This is a genomic window from Paraburkholderia sp. BCC1885, from assembly GCF_900996235.1.
Taxonomy (GTDB): Bacteria; Pseudomonadota; Gammaproteobacteria; order Burkholderiales; family Burkholderiaceae; genus Paraburkholderia.
Window position 1 is genome coordinate 1 of the sequence record NZ_CAAJGM010000237.1, and the last position, 19,605, is coordinate 19,605.

The 19,605-nt window shown below is 61.5% G+C and carries 14 protein-coding genes and 1 pseudogene; 5 read left to right on the forward strand and 10 right to left on the reverse strand.

Annotation, left to right across the window (positions count from 1 at the left end; genetic code table 11):
• Positions 1 to 127 precede the first annotated feature (127 nt).
• The 3 genes and pseudogenes from FQ755_RS37635 to FQ755_RS29975 all read right to left on the reverse strand — a co-directional run.
• Positions 128 to 268: pseudogene (locus FQ755_RS37635) on the reverse strand (PepSY domain-containing protein); the annotation flags it as partial.
• A gap of 13 nt (positions 269 to 281) precedes the next feature.
• Positions 282 to 2,573, reverse strand: a complete 2,292-nt coding sequence (locus FQ755_RS29970) for a TonB-dependent receptor (RefSeq protein ID WP_260858925.1) — start codon at positions 2,571 to 2,573, stop codon at positions 282 to 284.
• A 132-nt stretch (positions 2,574 to 2,705) separates the two neighbouring features.
• Complete coding sequence (locus FQ755_RS29975; RefSeq protein WP_144159566.1) at positions 2,706 to 3,068, reverse strand: DUF2946 domain-containing protein; 363 nt, start codon at positions 3,066 to 3,068, stop codon at positions 2,706 to 2,708.
• A gap of 285 nt (positions 3,069 to 3,353) precedes the next feature.
• On the opposite strand from FQ755_RS29975, the gene FQ755_RS29980 reads away from it, so the two are divergent.
• Positions 3,354 to 3,740: a VOC family protein gene (locus FQ755_RS29980; protein ID WP_144159569.1), complete on the forward strand. Its 387-nt coding sequence runs from the start codon at positions 3,354 to 3,356 to the stop codon at positions 3,738 to 3,740.
• A gap of 103 nt (positions 3,741 to 3,843) precedes the next feature.
• Positions 3,844 to 5,298, forward strand: a complete 1,455-nt coding sequence (locus FQ755_RS29985) for an MFS transporter (RefSeq protein ID WP_144159572.1) — start codon at positions 3,844 to 3,846, stop codon at positions 5,296 to 5,298.
• A gap of 76 nt (positions 5,299 to 5,374) precedes the next feature.
• Here FQ755_RS29985 and FQ755_RS38395 read toward each other — a convergent pair whose 3' ends face one another.
• Entirely contained in the window at positions 5,375 to 6,451 is a 1,077-nt protein-coding gene (locus FQ755_RS38395; protein ID WP_186308695.1) for a hypothetical protein, read from the reverse strand.
• 1,655 nt (positions 6,452 to 8,106) lie between these two features.
• Here FQ755_RS38395 and FQ755_RS29990 point away from each other — a divergent pair.
• Positions 8,107 to 9,198 (forward strand): porin, encoded by a 1,092-nt coding sequence (locus tag FQ755_RS29990; protein WP_144159575.1) that lies wholly within the window; start codon positions 8,107 to 8,109, stop codon positions 9,196 to 9,198.
• Positions 9,199 to 9,377: 179 nt separating this feature from the next.
• Here the strand turns inward: FQ755_RS29990 and FQ755_RS29995 are convergent, their stop codons facing one another.
• Both FQ755_RS29995 and FQ755_RS30000 read right to left on the reverse strand, forming a co-directional pair.
• Positions 9,378 to 10,517: a porin gene (locus tag FQ755_RS29995; protein WP_144159579.1), complete on the reverse strand. Its 1,140-nt coding sequence runs from the start codon at positions 10,515 to 10,517 to the stop codon at positions 9,378 to 9,380.
• A gap of 539 nt (positions 10,518 to 11,056) precedes the next feature.
• Positions 11,057 to 11,794 (reverse strand): response regulator transcription factor, encoded by a 738-nt coding sequence (locus FQ755_RS30000; RefSeq protein WP_144159582.1) that lies wholly within the window; start codon positions 11,792 to 11,794, stop codon positions 11,057 to 11,059.
• A gap of 446 nt (positions 11,795 to 12,240) precedes the next feature.
• On the opposite strand from FQ755_RS30000, the gene FQ755_RS30005 reads away from it, so the two are divergent.
• Complete coding sequence (locus FQ755_RS30005) at positions 12,241 to 13,203, forward strand: LysR family transcriptional regulator (RefSeq protein ID WP_144159585.1); 963 nt, start codon at positions 12,241 to 12,243, stop codon at positions 13,201 to 13,203.
• Between the two features lie 79 nt (positions 13,204 to 13,282).
• Here FQ755_RS30005 and FQ755_RS30010 read toward each other — a convergent pair whose 3' ends face one another.
• Genes FQ755_RS30010 through FQ755_RS30025 form a run of 4 tightly spaced genes read right to left on the reverse strand, consistent with a single transcriptional unit; the run spans position 13,283 to position 17,765 of the window.
• On the reverse strand, positions 13,283 to 14,005 hold the full coding sequence (locus FQ755_RS30010; protein ID WP_260858926.1) for a DUF2894 domain-containing protein: 723 nt from the start codon (positions 14,003 to 14,005) through the stop codon (positions 13,283 to 13,285).
• Entirely contained in the window at positions 13,998 to 14,648 is a 651-nt protein-coding gene (locus FQ755_RS30015; RefSeq protein ID WP_144159588.1) for an OmpA family protein, read from the reverse strand. Before FQ755_RS30015 ends, FQ755_RS30010 begins: the two co-directional genes overlap by 8 nt.
• Complete coding sequence (locus FQ755_RS30020; RefSeq protein ID WP_144159591.1) at positions 14,645 to 16,999, reverse strand: DUF802 domain-containing protein; 2,355 nt, start codon at positions 16,997 to 16,999, stop codon at positions 14,645 to 14,647. Before FQ755_RS30020 ends, FQ755_RS30015 begins: the two co-directional genes overlap by 4 nt.
• 10 nt (positions 17,000 to 17,009) lie before the next feature.
• On the reverse strand, positions 17,010 to 17,765 hold the full coding sequence (locus FQ755_RS30025) for a DUF3348 domain-containing protein (protein ID WP_144159594.1): 756 nt from the start codon (positions 17,763 to 17,765) through the stop codon (positions 17,010 to 17,012).
• 265 nt (positions 17,766 to 18,030) lie between these two features.
• Here FQ755_RS30025 and FQ755_RS30030 point away from each other — a divergent pair, with 265 nt between their 5' ends.
• The gene (locus tag FQ755_RS30030) at positions 18,031 to 19,491 is read left to right on the forward strand and encodes an FAD-dependent oxidoreductase (protein ID WP_144159597.1); all 1,461 of its coding nucleotides are present in this window, start codon (positions 18,031 to 18,033) and stop codon (positions 19,489 to 19,491) included.
• The last annotated feature ends 114 nt before the right edge of the window (positions 19,492 to 19,605 follow it).

Sequence of the window (19,605 nt, forward strand, 5' to 3'; positions counted from 1 at the left end):
ACTCCCGCTTGCGCGTTCGTTTGGTCGTCAAATCCAATCCCAGATTAGCTTGTCTCATGCCCAAATCGTCGCAGTCGACGGCATATTTGGCAACTCAATTCCTGCATGATTTATGCAGACCTTCCTAAAGCGTGCCGGTAATGGCGAGAACAATCAGAAACGGCATGACGAAAAGGCCGGCGTAGAAATGCCAGCGCCATAAGGTTCGATAGCCTGAAGCTGCTGTTCCGCGCGCCGAAGACAGGGAGTGAGTCGTGGTCGTAGACATTCAATTCTCCTGATCACATCCGCAACTTGCCTTCCACGTAGAACGTGCGGCCCGGATAAGGGTGATAGACGAAGTACCGCGCATCGAACAGGTTGTCGATACCGATACCAATTTCACTGAGTTTCGAAGGCTTGAAGGTGTATTTCACGTCGGCGACGGTGTAGCTGCTCGTGCCACCGAATACGTCAGGGTTCGTGTCGGTGTTGGTCAGCGTGTTGTATTGCCGGCCTGAGTAATGCATGCCCGCGGTGACCGTCGAACGGCCGTCGAGGTGGTAGCTCGCCACCAGATCGGCACGCCACAGCGGGATGCGATAGAAATACTTTCCGACGCTTGCCGGGTTTTGCGCATTCGCAAGAATCTTCGATTGTGTGTAGGCGACGCTGGTCATGAGATCGAGCCCGCGCACGAGCACGTCGCTTCCTTCATAGCTCGTCTCGACGCCGCGCGATCGCACCTCACCGATGTTCTGAAAGTTCGTGACGTTGGGCACGACGGTCGTATCCGTCTGGCTGAAAATCGTGTTCTTGACGTCGTCCTGGAACAGGGTGAAGCGAAACAGGCCGTTCCAATGAGCCCATTCAGCAGTAAGTTCTTTTGACAGATCGTTTTCCGGCTTGAGATTCGGATTATTGTTGACGATCGAAAACCCGTTGATCTGCCCTTGAAACAACTCGCTGACGGTCGGAAACCGGTAGGCTCGGCCAATGGATGCGCGCAATTTCAGATCGTCGGTGAGGTCGAACGAAAGCGACGCCTTAGGCGAGAAATGCTGATCGCTAACATCGCTATACGGCACCCGAGCGCCCGCGATGGCCTGGGAACCGTCGTAAGCCTGCCAGTCCTCATAGCGCACGCCGTATACCAGTTTCCAGCGTGGCAGAAAACGCCATGCGTCCTGCGCGTAAAGCGCTTGCGTCTGGGTCTTTCCCGCAAATGCATTGGCAAATGTACTGCCCGTGCCGTCTTGCCAGTTCAGCGTGTTGTAAGTCGTGTTGTCGAGAAAATAATTGTCGTAGTGGTAACCGAATATCAACGCATGGTTGGCGCGACCTGCTTCCGGCGTAGCAGGTGTATAGGATGCCTTAAGATCCAGCGTCTTCCAGCCGGTGCCATTGCCAAAGGTGATGCTGCCAGGGCCGTTTCCCGACCCGCCGGAATTGGCCGTGCGTGCAACGCTACTGCCAATGTCATAGTAGGACGCAATGGCTTCGGCATTCCAGCCGGTTGCATTGCGCGTTTTAAGCGTGACACCGTAGAGCCGGCTTTCACTGTAGCCCGAACTGGGCGCGAATTCAGCCGCTGGAATCGCGTATTCATAACCACCGATGTTGACGTTGCCGCTATAGATCGGGTTGCCATTGGCATCGTGCAGGAATGTCGACGTCTGGCTGTTGTAGCTGTGATGCCAGTATCCCAGTGTGAATCCGCCTTGTAGCGTGGGCGTGAAGTCGTACTGCATCTTCAGCTTGAACTGATCGTTGATCGAATGCTCGACCCCTTCTCCGTTCACACCGAGTACCGCCGTCGGCGCGTTGGTCTGGTTGTTGTAAAAGTACGCGCCCGTAACGGGAATATCAGCGGCCTTAGCTGGCGTATTCGACTTGGCGAGCGTGCCTAACTGCAGCGGCTGACTGGTGTTTTCGAGGTGGTTGACGTCGAGCAGATACGCGAACTTGCCGATCCTGTCGCCTATCGACGCACTCGTTTCACTGCCGTTGAAATTCCCATTTACGCCAAACAGGTTGAAATGCTGGGTGAACCCTTTGATATCCGCATCAACCTGAAAATGCGTCGGCATGCGCGTGGTGATGAGCACGGTCGCACCAAGCGAATTGCCCGGATAGGCGGCGGAAAACGGACCATAGATCACGCTCACCTGCTGGATCTCGTCCGGAGACACCATCGACCACTCGGGTGGAAATGAATAGCTATTGCCGAGCAGATTGCTTAGCAACATGCCGTCGGCGTAGACAAGCCCACGCGCGCTTTGGCTATTGCTCGTGCCGCGCACGGCAATGATCGAATTCAGGTCGCCGATAAAGCGCTTGCGAACCGCGAGGTTGGGCATGTATTGCAGCACGTCCTCGGTGTTCACCACATTCCAGTTTTGAAACTGGGTGGGCGTCACCGTTTCTACCGTGGCCGGCAGATCAGGGACGACGGTGATCGGCTTAGGCGCGCTCGCGGTAACGGTGAGCGCGGGTAAGGTCACGCCTTTGACCGCGTCGTCGGCGTGAGCCCACGAAGGCACAACAGAAAGCGGCAACAGGCCAAGTGTTAGCGGCGAGACATGGCGCGCCATTTTTTGAACGCAAAGGCGCGGTCTTCGCCAGGCGAAGTTGAGCATGGAGGTTTCCCGAATGCATTGGACAAGCGGCCGCGCGCATCCTTCACGGACACATGGCTATGCACGGCCAGCAGCAATAAGCGGCAATCAGGAAACGGCGGGCGGGCCGCGCGGGCGGCCGGAAGGAAAGGCACCAAGCGGCGTAAAGCGCGTGTTCAACACCGGCGTGACGGTCGCACTCAGGATTACGAAAGCAGAAAGCGCGACGGGAGGAAGCGGCGGCGCTGCCACGTGATGTGACAGCAGATTGCAGTATCCGCAGGCATCCAGTGAATCGACACCGGCGTGATGATCGGAAGTGTTGGGTTGTGCGGCCGAGCAGAGCGCGGCGACGGGTTCATTCGCGCGGGCCGAGGCGACCAGCTGGCTCACGACCGGTGCAAACACGATGAGCCACATGGCGATCAGGCCAAGCCACGCGGTCAGGTATTTGCGGTTGCAGAAGGTCATGTTTGATAGGCGCAATAACGCGCCGAAGTCTATCACTTCGATTCGGACATATCCAGACGAGCACCCGAGTTGCGTGTCGTTTTGACGCACGATCGGCGGCCGCGCCTACGAGCCTTTCCCGAATGGAAAGCATCCTTGAGAATCCATCGATTATCAGGTCGCCGGAAATGCAGCAGCATAATGACATGACGTGGAGCAGTCACGCCCTCATTATCGTTATCCGAAATCCGCTGGCCCCGCTGGCGGCATTTCTAATCGTGTGCTTTGCTGAGCGAGGAGTTTGCGATGTCATTGATCGACCATCTTGATCATCTGGTCCTGACTTGCGTCGACCCCGAAGCAACCAGGCATTTCTACACGAAAGTCCTGCAAATGGAGCTTGAGACTTTCGGTGCGGGGCGTCTCGCGTTCCGCTTTGGCAATCAGAAGATCAACCTCCATGTTCGAGGTGCCGAGTTCGAACCCAAGGCACACCTGCCTGTTCCCGGCGCGCTCGACCTGTGTTTCATCGCGTCCGTACCGCTCGACGAGGTGATCGCGCATCTGAACACAATGGCATGGCCGATCATCGAAGGACCGGTCGAACGGACTGGGGCGACGCAAAAAATCCGCTCGGTCTATGTGCGCGATCCGGATCTCAACCTGATTGAAATATCAGAACTCCTGAATTAACCCGGAATCGCGAAGCAAACCGATTCTTTGGATAGGCAGCACGCACCCGGCTCAAGAACCGTGGGCGACACAACAGCATGACCCGATAAATCAAGGAGACGCCATGAGCACCAACAATCTGGGCGAAGGAATAACCGCCCAGTCCGCCTTCACGTCCGCCGCCCCCGGCACAAGCCAAATCACCGCGCATTCACTCAACGCCGATACGCTGACAGTAGGCGGCTGGATGGACAACATGCCGGTGGGATCGTTGCATCGCTTCGTCGTGCTGGTCATCGGCATTGGCCTGTTCTTCGACATGTACGAGATTTTTCTCGTCAGCTCGATTGGTACGGCGCTGCAAACCGAATATGGCATCGATAGGCACAGCACCGACTTCAAGCTCCTGCTGGCCTCGGCATTCATCGGGATGTTTTTCGGTTCATTTTGCCTCGGCAGCATGGCCGACCGGATTGGGCGGCGTAAGGCGTTTCTGTTCAACCTGGTTCTGTACAGCGCGTTCTCGTTGGCCGGGGCATTCTCCGTGAACGCGGAAATGCTCGTGATCTGCCGCGTGCTTACCGGCGTCGGCGTTGGGGCGATCTATCCGGTTGCGGATAGCTTCCTGTCTGAGATTTTGCCCAGGGACCGCAGAGGTCGATTGGCAGCGTGGGCCTATACCACGTCCTATGTTGCCGTGCCGTTGGTGGGATTTCTGGCGCTTTGGCTCAACCCCATGCACCTTGGCGCGGTGGCGGGCTGGCGCGTGATTCTCGCCATTGGCAGCCTTGGCGCCGTGCTGGTTTTGATCGTGCAACATAAGCTACCGGAAAGCCCGCGCTGGCTTCTGGCGCAAGGGCGGGTTCAGGAAGCGCACGCCATGCTTCGACGCTTCGCCGCGAGTGCGGGTGTGACCGTGTCGAACATCGCCCCCGAAGCACCGAACACGCGGCACGCCATCACCTTGCGCGAACGCGTCGCTTTGCTGCGACGCGCACCGTATTGCAAGCGGTATCTGATGCTGACCATTTTTCATCTGTTGCAAGGATTCGGCTATTACGGCTTTGGCACGCTGGCCAGCACGGTTGTGAAAAGCCGCGGATACGACGTCACCGATGGAACGTTGTTTATCGCGCTGTCGTTTCTGGGTTATCCGGTCGGCTCTCTGCTCTCCATCCCGCTACTCAACTGGATAGAACGCCGAACGCTCGTGATCGGATCTATTCTGTCCATTGCGTTGTGTGGGCTGTGTTTTGCGTATTCGAACAACGCGTCGTTGATCGTTTTGTTTGGCGCGCTGACGACCTGCACTTCGAATATATTTAGCAATGCTTACCATGTTTACCAGTCTGAGATATTCCCGGCCGGCGTGCGTTCTACGGCTATTGGCAGCACTTACTCGCTGTCGCGCTTTGTCAGCGGCATCTTGCCTTTTGTCCTGCTGCCGGTACTGAACGATCAGGGTGCGGGGGCAATGTTCGGCATCATCGCCGCCGCCCTGCTGACCGTGGCGATTACCGTGCGGGCGTTAGGTCCGCGTACTACACGGCGTAGCCAGGATGAAATTAATCCGCTGTAGGTGAGAGCCATACAGTCTCTCTGTTTCTTAGGGGAAGCATCTTGGCCAGGCGCTGCGCGAAGATGCTTCCCGCTTACTAGCTCGTTTTTAGAGCTGGATTGGCAAGATTAGTGGCCGCCATGGCCACCGCCACAACCACCGCCGCTTCCGCCGCCGTGACCGCCGTTGCCTTGTCCACCGCTGCCGTGGCCGCTGCTACCTGAGCCGCTGCTGCCGTGGCCACCATCGCCATGGCCACCATCGCCATGGCCGGTGCCGCCATGGCCGCCATCGCCGTGGCCGCCGTCGCCATGACCGCCGTCACCATGGCCGCCATCGCCGTGGCCGCCGTCTCCGTGGCCGCCATCACCGTGGCCGCCATCACCGTGGCCGCCGTCGCCGTGGCCACCATCGCCGTGACCACCGTCTCCATGGCCACCGTCTCCGTGGCCGCCATCACCGTGACCGCCGTCGCCGTGACCACCATCGCCATGGCCACCGTCTCCGTGGCCGCCGTCACCATGGCCGCCATCGCCGTGGCCGCCATCGCCGTGACCACCATCACCGTGGCCGCCGTCTCCGTGGCCGCCGTCTCCGTGACCACCATCACCGTGGCCGCCATCGCCGTGACCACCATCGCCGTGACCACCATCGCCGTGGCCGCCGTCGCCGTGACCGCCGTCACCATGGCCGCCATCGCCGTGGCCGCCATCGCCGTGACCACCATCACCGTGACCACCATCGCCGTGACCACCGTCTCCGTGACCACCGTCTCCGTGTCCACCGTCTCCGTGTCCACCGTCGCCGTGACCACCGTCGCCGTGGCCGCCGTCGCCATGACCGCCGCTGCCAGAACCGCCAGTACCGGATCCATCGCCACCGGAGCCGCTGCTGCCAGACCCACCATTACCGGATCCATCGCCGCCGGATCCGCTGCTACCCGAGCCGCTACTGCCTGACCCACCACTGCCGGCGCCGCCCGAACCACTGCTGCCTGACCCGCCGCTACCAGCACCGCCCGAACCACTACTGCCCGACCCACCGCTGCCAGCACCACCCGAACCACTGCTGCCCGAACCACCACTACCAGCACCGCCCGAGCCGCTACCGCCCGAACCACCACTACCAGCACCACCCGAGCCACTACCACCCGAGCCACTACTCCCAGTTCCACCACTCCCCTTCCCACCACCCGTAGAGCCAGACCCAGACCCCGGGCCGCCCGCCCCCGAACTGCCCAACCCAGCGCCGTCCCCTCCTGCCGCCGCGCCGTTCGCACCGCCGCCCGTACCGTTCGGCGCGGTACTCGCGCCAAGCGAACTCTGCGAACCCGCAAGCCCAGTGCCTTCATCCGAATCCTGAGCACTGCCGATCAACGAATTCATGCGACTGTCGTCTTTCTTGCAACCCAGCGTCGCGCCTTCGGGACAATCCTGCGTGCGATCTTGCGCCAGTACCCAGCGCGCCGGACGAGCCCCATTGCTCCAGGCGGGCGCAGTTTGCGCGGCGCCCGGGTTCGACTGGGCGCAGACCATGCCCGCATATAAAGTCACAGCGGTTGCAATCGCCACCCTGCATACGCCGATCGTGCTGGATGCTTTTTTATCTCTTTTCATCACGTACCCCTAATCATTTATGTAAAGCTATTTAGTAATCAGTCTCTGGAAGTCCGCCTTTTAACGAAGTCGGTTCTTCTCGACCGGTCACAGCAGAATCGGTAACCAACCCTGCCCCGAGCGCCGTTCTTAAAACCGATCTGGACATGACGGAATGTGATCCGTGCGCGCAGCACGTGCACCTCTACGACCCGACACAAATGGGATGCATCCCGCCTGATACAGACGCGAATCAAAGGTAGTTGAGCAGGTGCGAGCACACTGTTCGGCACCACACGCATGAGACAGATGAGAAAGTCCTGAAGAGGGAAGTAACGTTAAAAACTGTTATTTCGCGTTGAATTTACCTGCCAAAGATTCATTCGGTACTTTCAATCTTTAATTATGGATTCCTTATTAATAACAGCACTTCAGACCAATCAAGGGCAGGCTCGACAGTAGACAATTCCCCTATGCGCGCGCGTCCACGATCCGGACTCGAGCTATCACAAGCCCCTCCTACAAGGGATCAGACGGCCCATTCCTGAGAGGCGCGGCAATGGCCGTGTACCGCTCGCAGCGAGGACGAGAGCAATTCCCGAGTCCTCATATCGCGAACTTATTCCCGACGCGAACGGGTGGATCGCAGAGGTGGACCAACATGATCGATAGCGATCCGTATCGTCAAAGCCACGCATCAAATAGTTTCGTAGGACGAATAGTCAAGCTGGTCGTTTCGTTTGAACGCGCCTTGAATAGTTTTCCAAATCAGCAGGCGCGGCCCCCGTCCTTCAATAATCCGTAGAAACCCGCATAAACACCCTTGCAACCCCGCCGCCTAAAACGGTCAACACGCAGAAATATTTTTCGCAAACAGCGCTAGTCGATTTCGTCAAAAAAACGACACTCCTTAGTCGAACTCATTGCATGCACAACTAATGGCAGACCTTTATCGTAGAATTTCCTCGCGGCGAAGGAGACACTTGGGGACCATGTCGCGCGCGTGCAAAACGCATCAATGTCCATTGGCAATATCCCTCAAGCGTTATTGCCCGGACGTTTGCGCCCGCCACTCCAGGCATGCATCCAGACTCGATTCGCCCCAATTCAACAAGCATCAAACGCGCACGATGCACGATGACATCGGCCTCGCCGTTACGTCCTCAGCACCATCGAGCGTGTCGAATGCCATCGGCCAGAAACAATCTTCGACAAAAAACATACGGAGAGAGAGATGAAGAAAACCCACCTCCTGACAAGCACCGGCGCAGCGGCGCTTATCCTGTTCGCCCCTAATGTATTCGCCCAGAGTTCGGTCACGCTGTACGGCCTCGTCGATACGAGCGTCCGTTATCTGACTAACGCGGACTCGGCGAATAACGGTCAGTTGGCAATGGGAGAAGGCGTTGAAACACCGAGCCGCTGGGGCTTGAAGGGCACCGAAGATCTCGGCGGCGGACTGTCGGCAATCTTCAAGCTCGAAAACCAGTTCCAGCTCTGGACGGGCAAACTCGATAACACCAACAACACGCTATTCCAGCGTAACGCCTACGTCGGGATTTCGAGCGACCAGTACGGCACGTTCACCATCGGTCGCCAGCAATCGCCGTTCTTCGACATGATGGGCAACATCTACGATCCGTTGACGGTCGCGGACTACTGGCAGGATAGCTGGGTATACAACCCGGTCGGCCCGTTCCTGTTCACGAACAGCTCCGTCAAGTACAACGGTCACTTCGGTGGACTGAATATCGAAGGCATGTACGGTTTCGGCGGCGTGCCGGGCAGCACGGGCGAAAACAGCATGTACGGTCTCACGGCCTCGTATGCACTCGGACCAGTGCAAGCCGACGTGGGCTTCCAGCAGAACGACGTAGCGGGCAAGAAGTTCAACATCGTGAACGTGAGCACTGTTTACACGTTTACCCCGACCGTGAAGTTCCTCGCAGGCTGGCTGCACTCGCAGGACAACACCGGTCTCGCCGATGTCGACATGCAACAGGCCGGCGCGCCGCTACTGCCAGGCGTGAGCCCCGACCGTATCGACGACAGCTTCTACGTGGGTTCGACCTGGCAGGTGACCCCGCCGCTCGCGCTGACGCTGGCCGGCTACTACGACCACGCGCGCAACGCAGCCATGCTCGACGGCGGCCTCGGCGTGGGTATCAACTACTCCGCCACGGTCCTTGCCGAATACTCCCTGTCCAAGCGCACTGAAGTCTATGGCACAGTGGACTTCACCCGCGGCACGGGTGCGTTCCTCGCGGACTATCCAGGTCGCAACAACCAGACCGGCGTCGCGATCGGTCTGCGCAATATTTTCTGATGTAGCGTTTCCTCCGGGCGGCGGCCGTTCGTTTCAGGCCGCCGCGCCGCGCATCCAAACATAAATAGCAAAACGCGAGCAAAAAAAACGGCGCATTGCCGCAATGGCAATACGCCGAGACGCGCCTCTCGTGGCTGCGTGAAAAACAGCCGGCAGCCAGGCTGCCGGTACAGATCAACTTAGAACGAGTGCTGAATGCCCGCGTACACGCCGGTCTGGCTGTGTCCCGGCACCGGGTTCTCGTTGAACGAACCATCGTTCAGACCGCCAGGGCCTTCGCTGTTGGCATCCAGACCAAAGTTCGCCGTCGAGCTGTTATGCACGCTCGCGATCTGGATATCGAACAAGGTCCGCTTCGAGATGTTGTACGAGCCGCCGATCGTATAGATCGTCGCGTTGCCGCCGCCGTTGTTCGCATTGACGTGATACACCGCGGCGATCAGTGCGGCAGCCGGCGTCGCCTGATACGTCACACCACCCCATTCCATGTCGGCCGTAGTCGGCGCCGACGGCGAGCCCGCCGGCGTAAGTACGCCACCCGAAGTACGCTCAGCCGTGTAAGCCGCCTGCACCTTGAACTTGCCGAGGAACAGGTTGGCGCCGGCGAAGTATTCACGCGATGCGGTGAACGGATTGTCCAGCGCGCCGTTGATCGGATCGCGGATTTCGTCGTAGATGCCGCGCAACTGGAACAGCGAATTCGTGTACGTCACTTGCAGACCGTCGGTACGGCCGGTTGCCGCACCCGGTGCGCCTTCGTTGAAGCTCGTCGAATTCCCCAAACCATATTCGCCGTACACGTCGACGCCGCCAAACTTGGGCGACTGGTACGAAATATTGTTGCTGGTGTGTTCCCAGTTGCGGCCCCGAACCAGCGAAGCAGACGACCAGTTCGACTGACCGAACGGATCGAAGTCCCAGTCGCCGTTAGCGATCTGCAGTTGGCGGCCCATCAAGAAAGTACCGAACTGGTCGTTGGACAGACCGACGTTCGCAATCCGGTCGAACAGCGAGCCGTTCAGACCCAGCGAGCCTGTAGCAGTACTAAATGCACCTTCCAACTGAAAAACGGCCTTGGTGCCGCCACCCAGATCCTCTACGCCTTTCAAACCCCACAGGCTCGTGCCCCAGTCACCGCTTTCCTGGCGGAAGCGCGAGGTGTGACCTGTACCGTTGTTGCCCGGCAAGCCATTCATGTATTCGATACCCGCGTCCAGGCGGCCGTACAGCGTCACGCTGCTCTGAGCGTGTGCAACAGCGCCAGCCGACATCAACGCGATGGCCAGCAAAGTCTTCTTGGACTTCATCATCTCCTCCATACCCTGTTAAATGGAACACCAACTGCGCGGGATACTGCCTACGCCGGCAATGCCGGGCAGGCATCAATTTTTTAAGGGGCGCTCACAGCGGGGGCCACACAGAATTCGTCTCGGATTCACAGGCGTTGCGCCGGATCCGGTCTCCTGTCTGCGCTCCGCCCGTCTTGGAGCGAAACTACATTTATTTGGGATTCGTTTACTACTTTGATTACGAGTCTACCAAAAACACTCTTTTGCGCACACGCGAATCAGATAGATGTCCCAATGACGCAACACGAGTCTGTTGAATGCCGGGACCGGCTGCAATGACCTAAATAGCGTCGAAACACGCACGTCAAGCGGTAAAAAGGGGCCAAATTTTTCGCATCGTGGGGATTGTTAGTCGAATACGAAAAACATGATTATCAAATTTGATAACAATTAGAAAAAGCGACGCCCCGATATCCATTTGTTTCCAATTCAGGAATAGATATTTTCTAAATCCGATGGATATCTGAACGCGCGCCACGGCTCACATAGTGAGCACGTGTTGAATGCCATCAGTGCGAGGCGACGGCTGGCGTAGTGGGAACGGCTTGCCTTGCTGGATTCGGATTCAACGTGCGATTGCGACGCACCGGGTCGAGCCGGTAGCCGTAGTTATAGATCGGCGTGAGGGCGTAGTCGCCGTCGTCGCCTAGCTGAAGTTTCGAGCGGATGGTGGAGATGTGCGCCGTCATGGTGCGCGCGTTGATCCGTTCGTCGTGGCGCCACACAGTACCTGCCAGATAGACGCGCGAAACCGGCCGCGCGAGGTTTCTGAACAGCAGCAAGGCCAGCTGGAACTCTTTCTGGGTAAGGGCGACACGCTTGCCGTCAACTAGGACGTTGCGCTCGTGCGTCTCGAACACGTAGCGCCCGAACTCCGTCGTGCCCGAACTCGCGTACTCGTCCCACGCCCTGCTGAGCGTGCTTTTGACGCATGCCACGAGGCCTCGCACGGAGACCGGCTTGACGAGATAGGCGTCGGCGTCGCGGGTCAGGCTGCTCAGCAGACGTTCGTCGGTGCCGACGAACAGCATCGGCCGCTCAGGCCAAAGTGTCTGCGCGACGAATTCAACCAGGCCCTTGTCGAGCCCATCGCCTTCGATAATTGCCAGATCGGACTCCGCGGACCACGGACTTTCAAGCAATTCATCGATATTAGAATAGCCCCGGCAGTGATAACCTGCATGTCGAAGCGTATTGTTCAAAGACCACGAATTATCGGGATCATTTTCGAGTGTCACCAGTTTCATCGGTAGGCTCGCTTAAATAACTCGCATGAACCCCACGCGCGGGAAGCGTAGTACAGCGCTGCGTAGTTTTATTTAGGCGCATTCAATACGGGTGTCAAGCCACCGCCCAAAGCCAGCATGGTCATTTAGACGATATTATCCTTGCACCCAGAAAGACTGTTTTGTTGAATATCGTCGCAATAAGGAAAATCGTCATCAAGATACAATAAAGGCGTCTCCAAATGGGCAACCTGGCGGTTTGTCTTCCTGATCGATTTACCGCGGCGTGGTGTTTCCCAGCGCGCCGGCGCGGCTCATGTCGGCGCTCCACGGTTCACGTTCACCGGCCCCATGCGCTCGCGGCGGTCCGCGCTATCTGGGCAGCCTCTCAACCGGGAACGGCCGGCAGAGCCTGTCGCCACGTTGTCCGTCTGCGTCACCCCTTTTATTTGTATCTCAGGATTCCGATGGACACCTTGGAAAGCATGCGGATGTTCGCTCGCGTCGTCGAGGCCGGCAGCTTCACAAAAGCTGCGGCCCTGGCGTCGGTGACCACGCCCCAGGCATCGCGCGCGATCACCGATCTGGAGTCGCGCCTGCACACGCGGCTGCTGCACAGAACGACGCGGCATCTATCGCTCACCGAAGCGGGCGAGCGCTATTTGCAGCACTGCGAGCAGATTCTGGCCCAGGTCGATCTGGCGGAGGCCGAGGCGGCGGGCGCCGGCGCGCAGCCGTCCGGCAAGCTGCGGGTGCATGCCACGACCAGTTTCGGCCAGCATCATCTGGCGCCGCTCATCGCGCGCTACCGCAAGCGCTTCCCCGAGGTGCTGATCGATCTCGTGCTGGCCCAGCGGGTGCCGGACATCATCGACGAAGGGTTCGACGTTTCCGTGGTAGTGGCGCGTGAACTGGCGGATTCGGCGCTGGTGTCGCAGCGCATCGGCAGTCTGTATACGATACTGTGCGCCTCGCCGCGCTACCTCTCGAAGTACGGCATGCCGACCCGGCTCGTCGATCTGAACAAGCACACCTGCCTGCAACTGGTATTGCCCGACGTTCCGCTCGGGCAATGGCATTTCGAAGGTGCGGACGAAGCGGTGTTCCGTCACGTCAAGCCCGCGCCGCTCACCGTGAACGTGGCGGAGGCGCTCGGCGAGGTCATTCGTGCGGGTATGGGCATCGGGCCGCTGCCGATTTCCGTGGCGCTGCCGGGCCTGCGCGACGGCAGTCTGGTGCGCGTGCTGCCCGGCCACCGTCTGCGGTCCAACAATATCTATGCGATGTACGCCTCGCGCCGTTACCTCGACGCCAAGATCAAGACCTTCGTCGAGTTTCTGCGGGATCAGGTGCCGCTGGCGCTGGCCGAACAGGACGGCGAACTGATGGCGCTCGGCAGCACCCTCGTGAACGAGCCGTATTCGATCTGAAAGCAACCCGGAGACCGCACGCGGCACGCCGCGCGGCGGCCTCTCCAACTCAAACGCAGCCCGCGAAGCACACGACGCGCTAACGTGAAGTACCGCGCGTACCCTTCTTCGTCCCCGCGGCACGAGGCGTCTCTTTACCCGGCGGCACGCCGGCGGCGCCCATCTGCTCCAGCCACGACAAGGCGTCGACGTAAGACAGAAACTGCTGGAGATAGCCGGGCGACAACTCCTGCATCAGCGAAAGCGACCGATGCACGAGGCTGCTTGAATTGAGGGGACCGGCATTGCCCGGCACCTGCTGCTGCGATTGCTGCAACTGTTTTTCCGTACCGAGCCTGGACCAGACTTCCCTGAAATATTCGAGCACCGCGAGTTCGGGCCACGGCGCCGGTCGAGACGGCGCGGCATGGTCTACGGCGGCTCGGCCAGTCTCCGCTGAAGGTACCCGGCCGGCAATCTGGTCGAGCAATTCGCCCAGCGCACCGCGTGCAGACCCGCGCGGGTTCAGGGGCGCCGGCCGGCCTGGGTCAGGCCCGACACCCGCGGCAGCTGTATCTGCCGCCTCGCCCATCGCAACCGCGGCCTTCTCGAGCGCCTCGGCATAAGCCGCCAGCAAACCGCTCAGGCGCTCGTCCAGAATGCGCCGCGCCGCGCCGCTATGGCCGGCCGTGCGCCGCTCCAGCGCTTCCATGAAATGAAAGCGCAGCGGATCCATGCGATCGGCGCCGCGCGCGCGCCATGCATCGAGCGTCGCGCGGGCGGTGCCGGATTCCTCAAGCGCGCGGTCCACGTCGCTATTCACCGGACTTCACCGCTTCGCCCGAAGAAGGCCGCGGAATCGGCGCCAGTTCCACGCGCCGGTTTTTGGCGCGGCCCTGATCGTCGGCATTGGAGCTGACTGGCTGCTGCGAGCCGAACGCGGCCGCAAACACCGACGAGGCCGGAATGCCCGCGTCGATCAAGGCACGCGTCACCGTCAACGCGCGCTGCGCCGACAGTTCCCAGTTGTCGGCAAAGCGGCGGTTCGCCTCGCCCACCTGGCGGTCATCGGTGAAGCCGCTCACCATCAGGATTTCGCCACGCGCCTGCAGATACGCGGACAGCGGCCCAACCAGGCTCTTCAGCACTTCCCGGCCTTCAGGCTGCAATTGATCGGAGTTGAGCGCGAACAGCACGCTGCCGCTAATGCCGATGCGCCCGTTCACCAGCGTCACGCGGCCTGCCGCCAGCGGCACCGCCAGCGCCTGTTCCAGGGTTTTGCGGCGCTGCGTTTCCATCTGCCGCTGCTTGACCTCCTGATCGAGCCGCGTCGACAGTTCGAGCTGCACGCCGATGACGCCCACCAGGATCAGCACAAAGGCGCCCAGCAGCACCGACATCAGGTCGGCAAAGACGGGCCAGATTGGCGCCGCGGTCTCCATGCCGCCGTCGATTTCCTCGCTCATACCGCATCGACTCCAGCGGACGCGCGCTGGCTGCCGAGCCGCTGCAGGTCTTCGATAATCTGCTTCTGCGACATCATGCTCAGGTCGATCACCTCACGCGCCTGCGCCACATAGTAGGCAAGCTGCTCGTCACTGCGGGCGAGCGATTTGTCCAGCGCGGCTTCGATGCGCTGCAGGTGCGCCACCAGCTTGTCGTTCGACTCGCCGAATACGTGGACCGCCGCACCGAAAGCGTCGCCGAGGCTCGCCACCTCGACGGCACTGCCCGTAACCTGCGCCGCCACGCTGCCCAGCTTGCCGGTCTCCTGCTCGACTTTGTCGGCGAACTGCGTGCCGACCCGCTCCAGCAGATCCGCCGTGGTGGTGATGAGCCCGTCGGCCGCCGAACGCTGCTCGGTCGATGCGTGGTTCACGGCATCCAGCAAGGTCTCAAGTGTCGCCAGCAGACGGCTGCGCTCTTCGAGCATCGCGGTGTCGCGGGCCATGCTTTCGGAGAGCTTCTGGCGCAGTTCGGCGACCACCTCGGCGGCCGCCCGCGGCGCTTCCGAGGCCGCCTGCACCAGTCCGGAAATTTCGGCGATGGTATTGCTGGCGTGCGCCTGGGTCTGCGCGGCGATCTCGCGCGCGGTTTGCGCGAGCGTGTCGCAGATCTCCTGCTGACGGCTCGCGGTGCGCGTGCCCGCCGCTTCCCATTCCCGGCTCAAGGTCGTCGCCATCGTGTCCAGCGCCTCGGTCCAGGCCGTGAGACGCTGCTGATCGCGCGCCGCCAGTTCGGCCTGCAGGTTCGCCGCCGCCTTGGGCGCTTCCGCGGCCGCCTGCACGAGGCGGTCGATCTCGGCGATGGTCTGGGTGGCGTGCGCCTGGGTCTGCGCGGAGATATCCCGCGCCGTCTGCGCCAGCGTCTCGCCCATTTCCTGCTGACGGCTCGCAGTGCGCGCGCCCGCCGCTTCCCATTCTCGGCTCAAGGTGGCCGCCATCGAGCCGAGCGATTCGGTCCATGCCGCGAGGCGCTCTTCATCGCGCGAACCGAGTTCCGTCTGCCAATCCGCATGCGACTGACCGACCGTATGCAGCAGCGACGCCGCGTGCTGCTCGAAGCTCGCCGCAGCCGCCATGAGGGCTTGCTGGTTGTGGCCGGCCAGCTTCTCGCCGGCCTGCTCCTGACGTGCCAGCGCTTCGCCCCACGCCTCGGATACCTTGGCCGCCGTGGCCTCCAGACGCGCCGAGACGCCCTCCAGCAAGCCGGCCGAACGTTGCTCGAAAGTCTCGCTGAAACGGTCCAGCGACGCGCGCAGATGCCCGGTCAATGCCTCGTTCGAGCGCTGCTGGCCGGCCAGCGCCTGGTTCCAGATGTCCGCCACGGTTGTGGTGCTGGCCGCGAAGCCGGACGACAGCCCATCCAGTTGCCGCTGCACGGCATGGGTGACGGTGTCGTGCAATGCGGACGTCTCGCGTGCGAGACCCGCTAGCGTGGCTTCCATGACGGGTTTGAGCGCCGCGCTGGCGGCGCGCGCGCTGTCGGCGACGCTCGACTTCAACGACTGCTCCACGTTGGCGGCCAGACGCGCGTAAGCGGTCTCCGTCCTGCCGTGGAACGCTTCCTGGGCTGCCATCTGCCGTTCGTTCAGGGTGAGACTCTGGCGCTCGATGGCCGCCATCATGGTCTGCAGCCGGTCGACCAGCGTCGGCATGACGTCCGCCTGGCGCTGCAACAGCTTGAAGGTCTCCTCACGCTGATAAGACTGCGAGTAGATGCGCAATACCGACGCAATCTTCACGTCCAACAGTTGTCCCGCGCCGATCCGCTCGCGCCGGCACAAGGCGGACAGCAGCCCCAGCATGGCGGACGCGGCGACGCCCGCAATCGAGGTGCCGAAGGCGAAGCCGAGTCCCTTCACCGGCGCCGCGAGCGACGCGCGAATCGCCTCCAGATCTGTCGAGCTTTCCAGCGCCATGCCGGTGCCGCGCAGGGTCGCCACCATGCCCAGCAGCGTGCCGAGCATCCCCAGCAGCACCAGCAGGCCGACCAGATAGGGCGTGAGCGCCGGCCCCGGCAGCGCCGCGCGCTCGCCTTCGACCCGCAGCCGCACCGCATTGCGCAAACCGGGATGCAAGGGTTCGAGCCATGTTCCGAGGCTGCGCGGCGCTTCGGACAGGTCCGTCACCGCGCGCGTCAAGGTAGCGGTGGCCTCGCTGTAGCGATACAGCTCCAGCGCGCCCGCCAGATAGCAGACGCCGATCAGCAGCGTGACGGCCAGCGCGAGCGGGTTGGCGGCCACATACCCGGCGCCGATCCAGCAAACCGCCGCGAGACCGGCGAGAAAAACCACGAGATTGAGATATCTGGACATAGTGTCCCAGTTAGCGGGTGAGAAGGGCCGCGAGCAAGCCTTCGACCGGTTGAAAACGAACTTCCAGCTCGGCGAGCAGCACGCCCTGCATATCCTTGCGGAACAGGTCGAGCCATGCGCCGGATCGGCCGCCTGCCCCGTCGTCCGAGGCTTCGGCGGCGGCCAGCGCGTCGCGCTCCGCCTGGCGCAAACGCTCGAAGTGTCCGGCCAGCATGCCGGGCAGCGTCGCCAGCAGGTTGTGCTCGCGGGCGCTCAGGGCGCGCTCCATGACGGCATCCACGAGCGCGAGGCGGGCCATGGAGGGCGTGCGCGTCGCCAGCAGGGCGCGCAGACGCCCGCGCAGATTGCCGATCGCCGTCTCCATGGTCTGCTGAATGGAGAGGTAGCGCTGCCGGAACACGGCGTAATCGACCGCGGGTTCCGCCGCGGCATCCTGAGCGGCCCGTGCTTGCGCAGACACAGACGGCGCGCGCCGCCGCGCCACGCCCAGGGTGCCGTCGCCGACGATGGCCTGGGTCAGCGACGCGCGCACGCGGGCACATTCGGCCTCCTCGGCGGGGCCGTCCACGCGCGCCCCGGCAGGCACGGCGGGCGGCTTGCCGCCCAACGCCGTCGACAGCCCAATGGCGTCGGTCCAGCCGAGCCACTGGCTGAGCCGGTCCGAAAGCGATTGACTGGATGCGGGGACGTCGAGGTCCGTCAGGCGGGCAAGTGCGCGGATGAGCGCCGGACCGCTGAGGGCTGTGCGCTGTGGGGCTTGCAACATACCACCGGAGTCAAAAAAGTCAGCAGTTTACACGTTGCCGGGCGGAACGCCGCCAAAGCGCGAGGAATGAGCCTTAAGGAAGACGATTCCAGCGCGCCCGCGCGGCATCCGGTGCAGCCGGGCCATCTTCTCGAAGCGAGCCCGCACGCCTTTGGGATGCCTCGTTCAGCCGCCGGTTTGACGCGCAAAAAACGGCGATATGATAGTCACCCTGGACGCAGCCGTTGCGCCGCACGTACCGCTTCCCGACTTGATGGAATCCGCCATGGGCAAAGACTCTTCCGGCAATCCCCACGACCTGGCGTCAGGTGGCAGCCGCTACCATCAGGTGTATCCCACGCTCGACGAAAAGCAGTTGACCATTCTTGAGCGATACGGCGAGCGCCGCAAGCTGAAGGCCGACGACATTCTCTATTCCGAAGGCGAGCGCCACACCGGCATGTTCGCGATTCTCTCCGGCACCATCGAGGGAACCCGCGGCTCCGTGCACGGCCCTCGCGTGCTCGGCACGCACGGCCCCGGCAGTTTCACCGGCGAAGTGGGCACGCTGGCCGGCCGCGGCGCGGCAGCCACCACGCGCGCCCTGACCGATTGCGAAGTCATCGCCATCGACGAGGAATCGCTGCGCGCGCTCGTCACGGCCGAAGCCGAGTTGAGCGAAACCATCATGCGCGCTTACATCCTGCGCCGGGTCGCTTTCATCCAGGGGCCGCATGTCGGCCTGATGGTGATCGGCAGCACCTCCTCCGCGCCAACCCTGCGGCTGCGTCACTTCCTGAGCCGCAACGGCCAACCCTCGGCTTACTTCGATATCGTCGAGCACGCCGAATCTCAAGAGCTTCTAGCGCGCTATGACGCCACCGAGGCCGACATTCCGGTAGTGGTCACGCTGCAGGGCGCCGTGCTGAAGCAGCCTAGCCACCGCGCCGTCGCCGATGCCATCGGTCTAAGTCCGGACAAGCTCAACGGCGAGCGCTTCGATCTTGTGGTGGTGGGCGCGGGACCGGCGGGGCTCGCGGCCGCCGTCTACGCGGCGTCCGAAGGGCTGCAGGTCGCGGTACTGGACGCCAAGGCGCCGGGCGGCCAGGCCGGCACCAGTTCGAAGATCGAGAACTACTTTGGCTTTCCCACCGGCATATCGGGCCAGGCGCTGGCCGGCCGCGGCCTGTCGCAATGCCGCAAGTTCGGCGCCGAAGTGGGCGTGCCCATCGAAGCGCTGACGATCGACTGTATGGACTCCCAGGTATTTCACATCGGCCTGGATCATAACGAGAGCGTCTATGCGCGCTCGGTCGTCATCGCGACTGGCGCGCGGTACCGGAAGCCGGACCTGAATCGTCTCGAACATTTCGAAGGACGCGGCATCTACTACAGCGCGACCTTCATGGAAGGGGCGTTCTGCAATAACGAAGAGCTGATCGTGGTCGGTGGCGGCAATTCGGCCGGACAGGCCGCGGTATTCCTCGCGAAATTCGCGCGCCATGTCCACGTAGTGATTCGCGGCGAGGGACTCAGTGCGAGCATGTCGGCTTATCTGATCCGCCGTATCAATGCAGCCACCAATATCACGCTGCACGTCAAAACGCAGATCATCGAGCTATGCGGCGAGGCCCATCTGGAGGGCGTGCGTCTGGACCGGCAGGGGCAAATCGAACATAAACCTATCCGGCACGTTTTCCTGTTTCTGGGTGCGCAACCCAATACACGCTGGCTAGGGAAGGTCTGAACAAATCATTTTCAGCCTGACTGTTCGCCACATTCGAAATTGGCGGGTCTCGAAAGTCGTTTTCTTGTTGGGAACCGAATGAATACCGACCAGAAATTGATCTCGATGTTTGAA

Coding starts and splice junctions, on each gene's coding strand:
- FQ755_RS29990 (WP_144159575.1), top strand. CDS start 8,107: ATGAAGAAAACCCACCTCCTGACAAGCACCGGCGCAGCGGCGCTTATC.
- FQ755_RS29975 (WP_144159566.1), bottom strand. CDS start 3,068: ATGACCTTCTGCAACCGCAAATACCTGACCGCGTGGCTTGGCCTGATC.
- FQ755_RS30020 (WP_144159591.1), bottom strand. CDS start 16,999: ATGTCCAGATATCTCAATCTCGTGGTTTTTCTCGCCGGTCTCGCGGCG.
- FQ755_RS29970 (WP_260858925.1), bottom strand. CDS start 2,573: ATGGCGCGCCATGTCTCGCCGCTAACACTTGGCCTGTTGCCGCTTTCT.
- FQ755_RS30015 (WP_144159588.1), bottom strand. CDS start 14,648: ATGAGCGAGGAAATCGACGGCGGCATGGAGACCGCGGCGCCAATCTGG.
- FQ755_RS29980 (WP_144159569.1), top strand. CDS start 3,354: ATGTCATTGATCGACCATCTTGATCATCTGGTCCTGACTTGCGTCGAC.
- FQ755_RS29995 (WP_144159579.1), bottom strand. CDS start 10,517: ATGGAGGAGATGATGAAGTCCAAGAAGACTTTGCTGGCCATCGCGTTG.
- FQ755_RS30000 (WP_144159582.1), bottom strand. CDS start 11,794: ATGAAACTGGTGACACTCGAAAATGATCCCGATAATTCGTGGTCTTTG.
- FQ755_RS30025 (WP_144159594.1), bottom strand. CDS start 17,765: ATGTTGCAAGCCCCACAGCGCACAGCCCTCAGCGGTCCGGCGCTCATC.
- FQ755_RS30005 (WP_144159585.1), top strand. CDS start 12,241: ATGGACACCTTGGAAAGCATGCGGATGTTCGCTCGCGTCGTCGAGGCC.
- FQ755_RS29985 (WP_144159572.1), top strand. CDS start 3,844: ATGAGCACCAACAATCTGGGCGAAGGAATAACCGCCCAGTCCGCCTTC.
- FQ755_RS30030 (WP_144159597.1), top strand. CDS start 18,031: ATGGGCAAAGACTCTTCCGGCAATCCCCACGACCTGGCGTCAGGTGGC.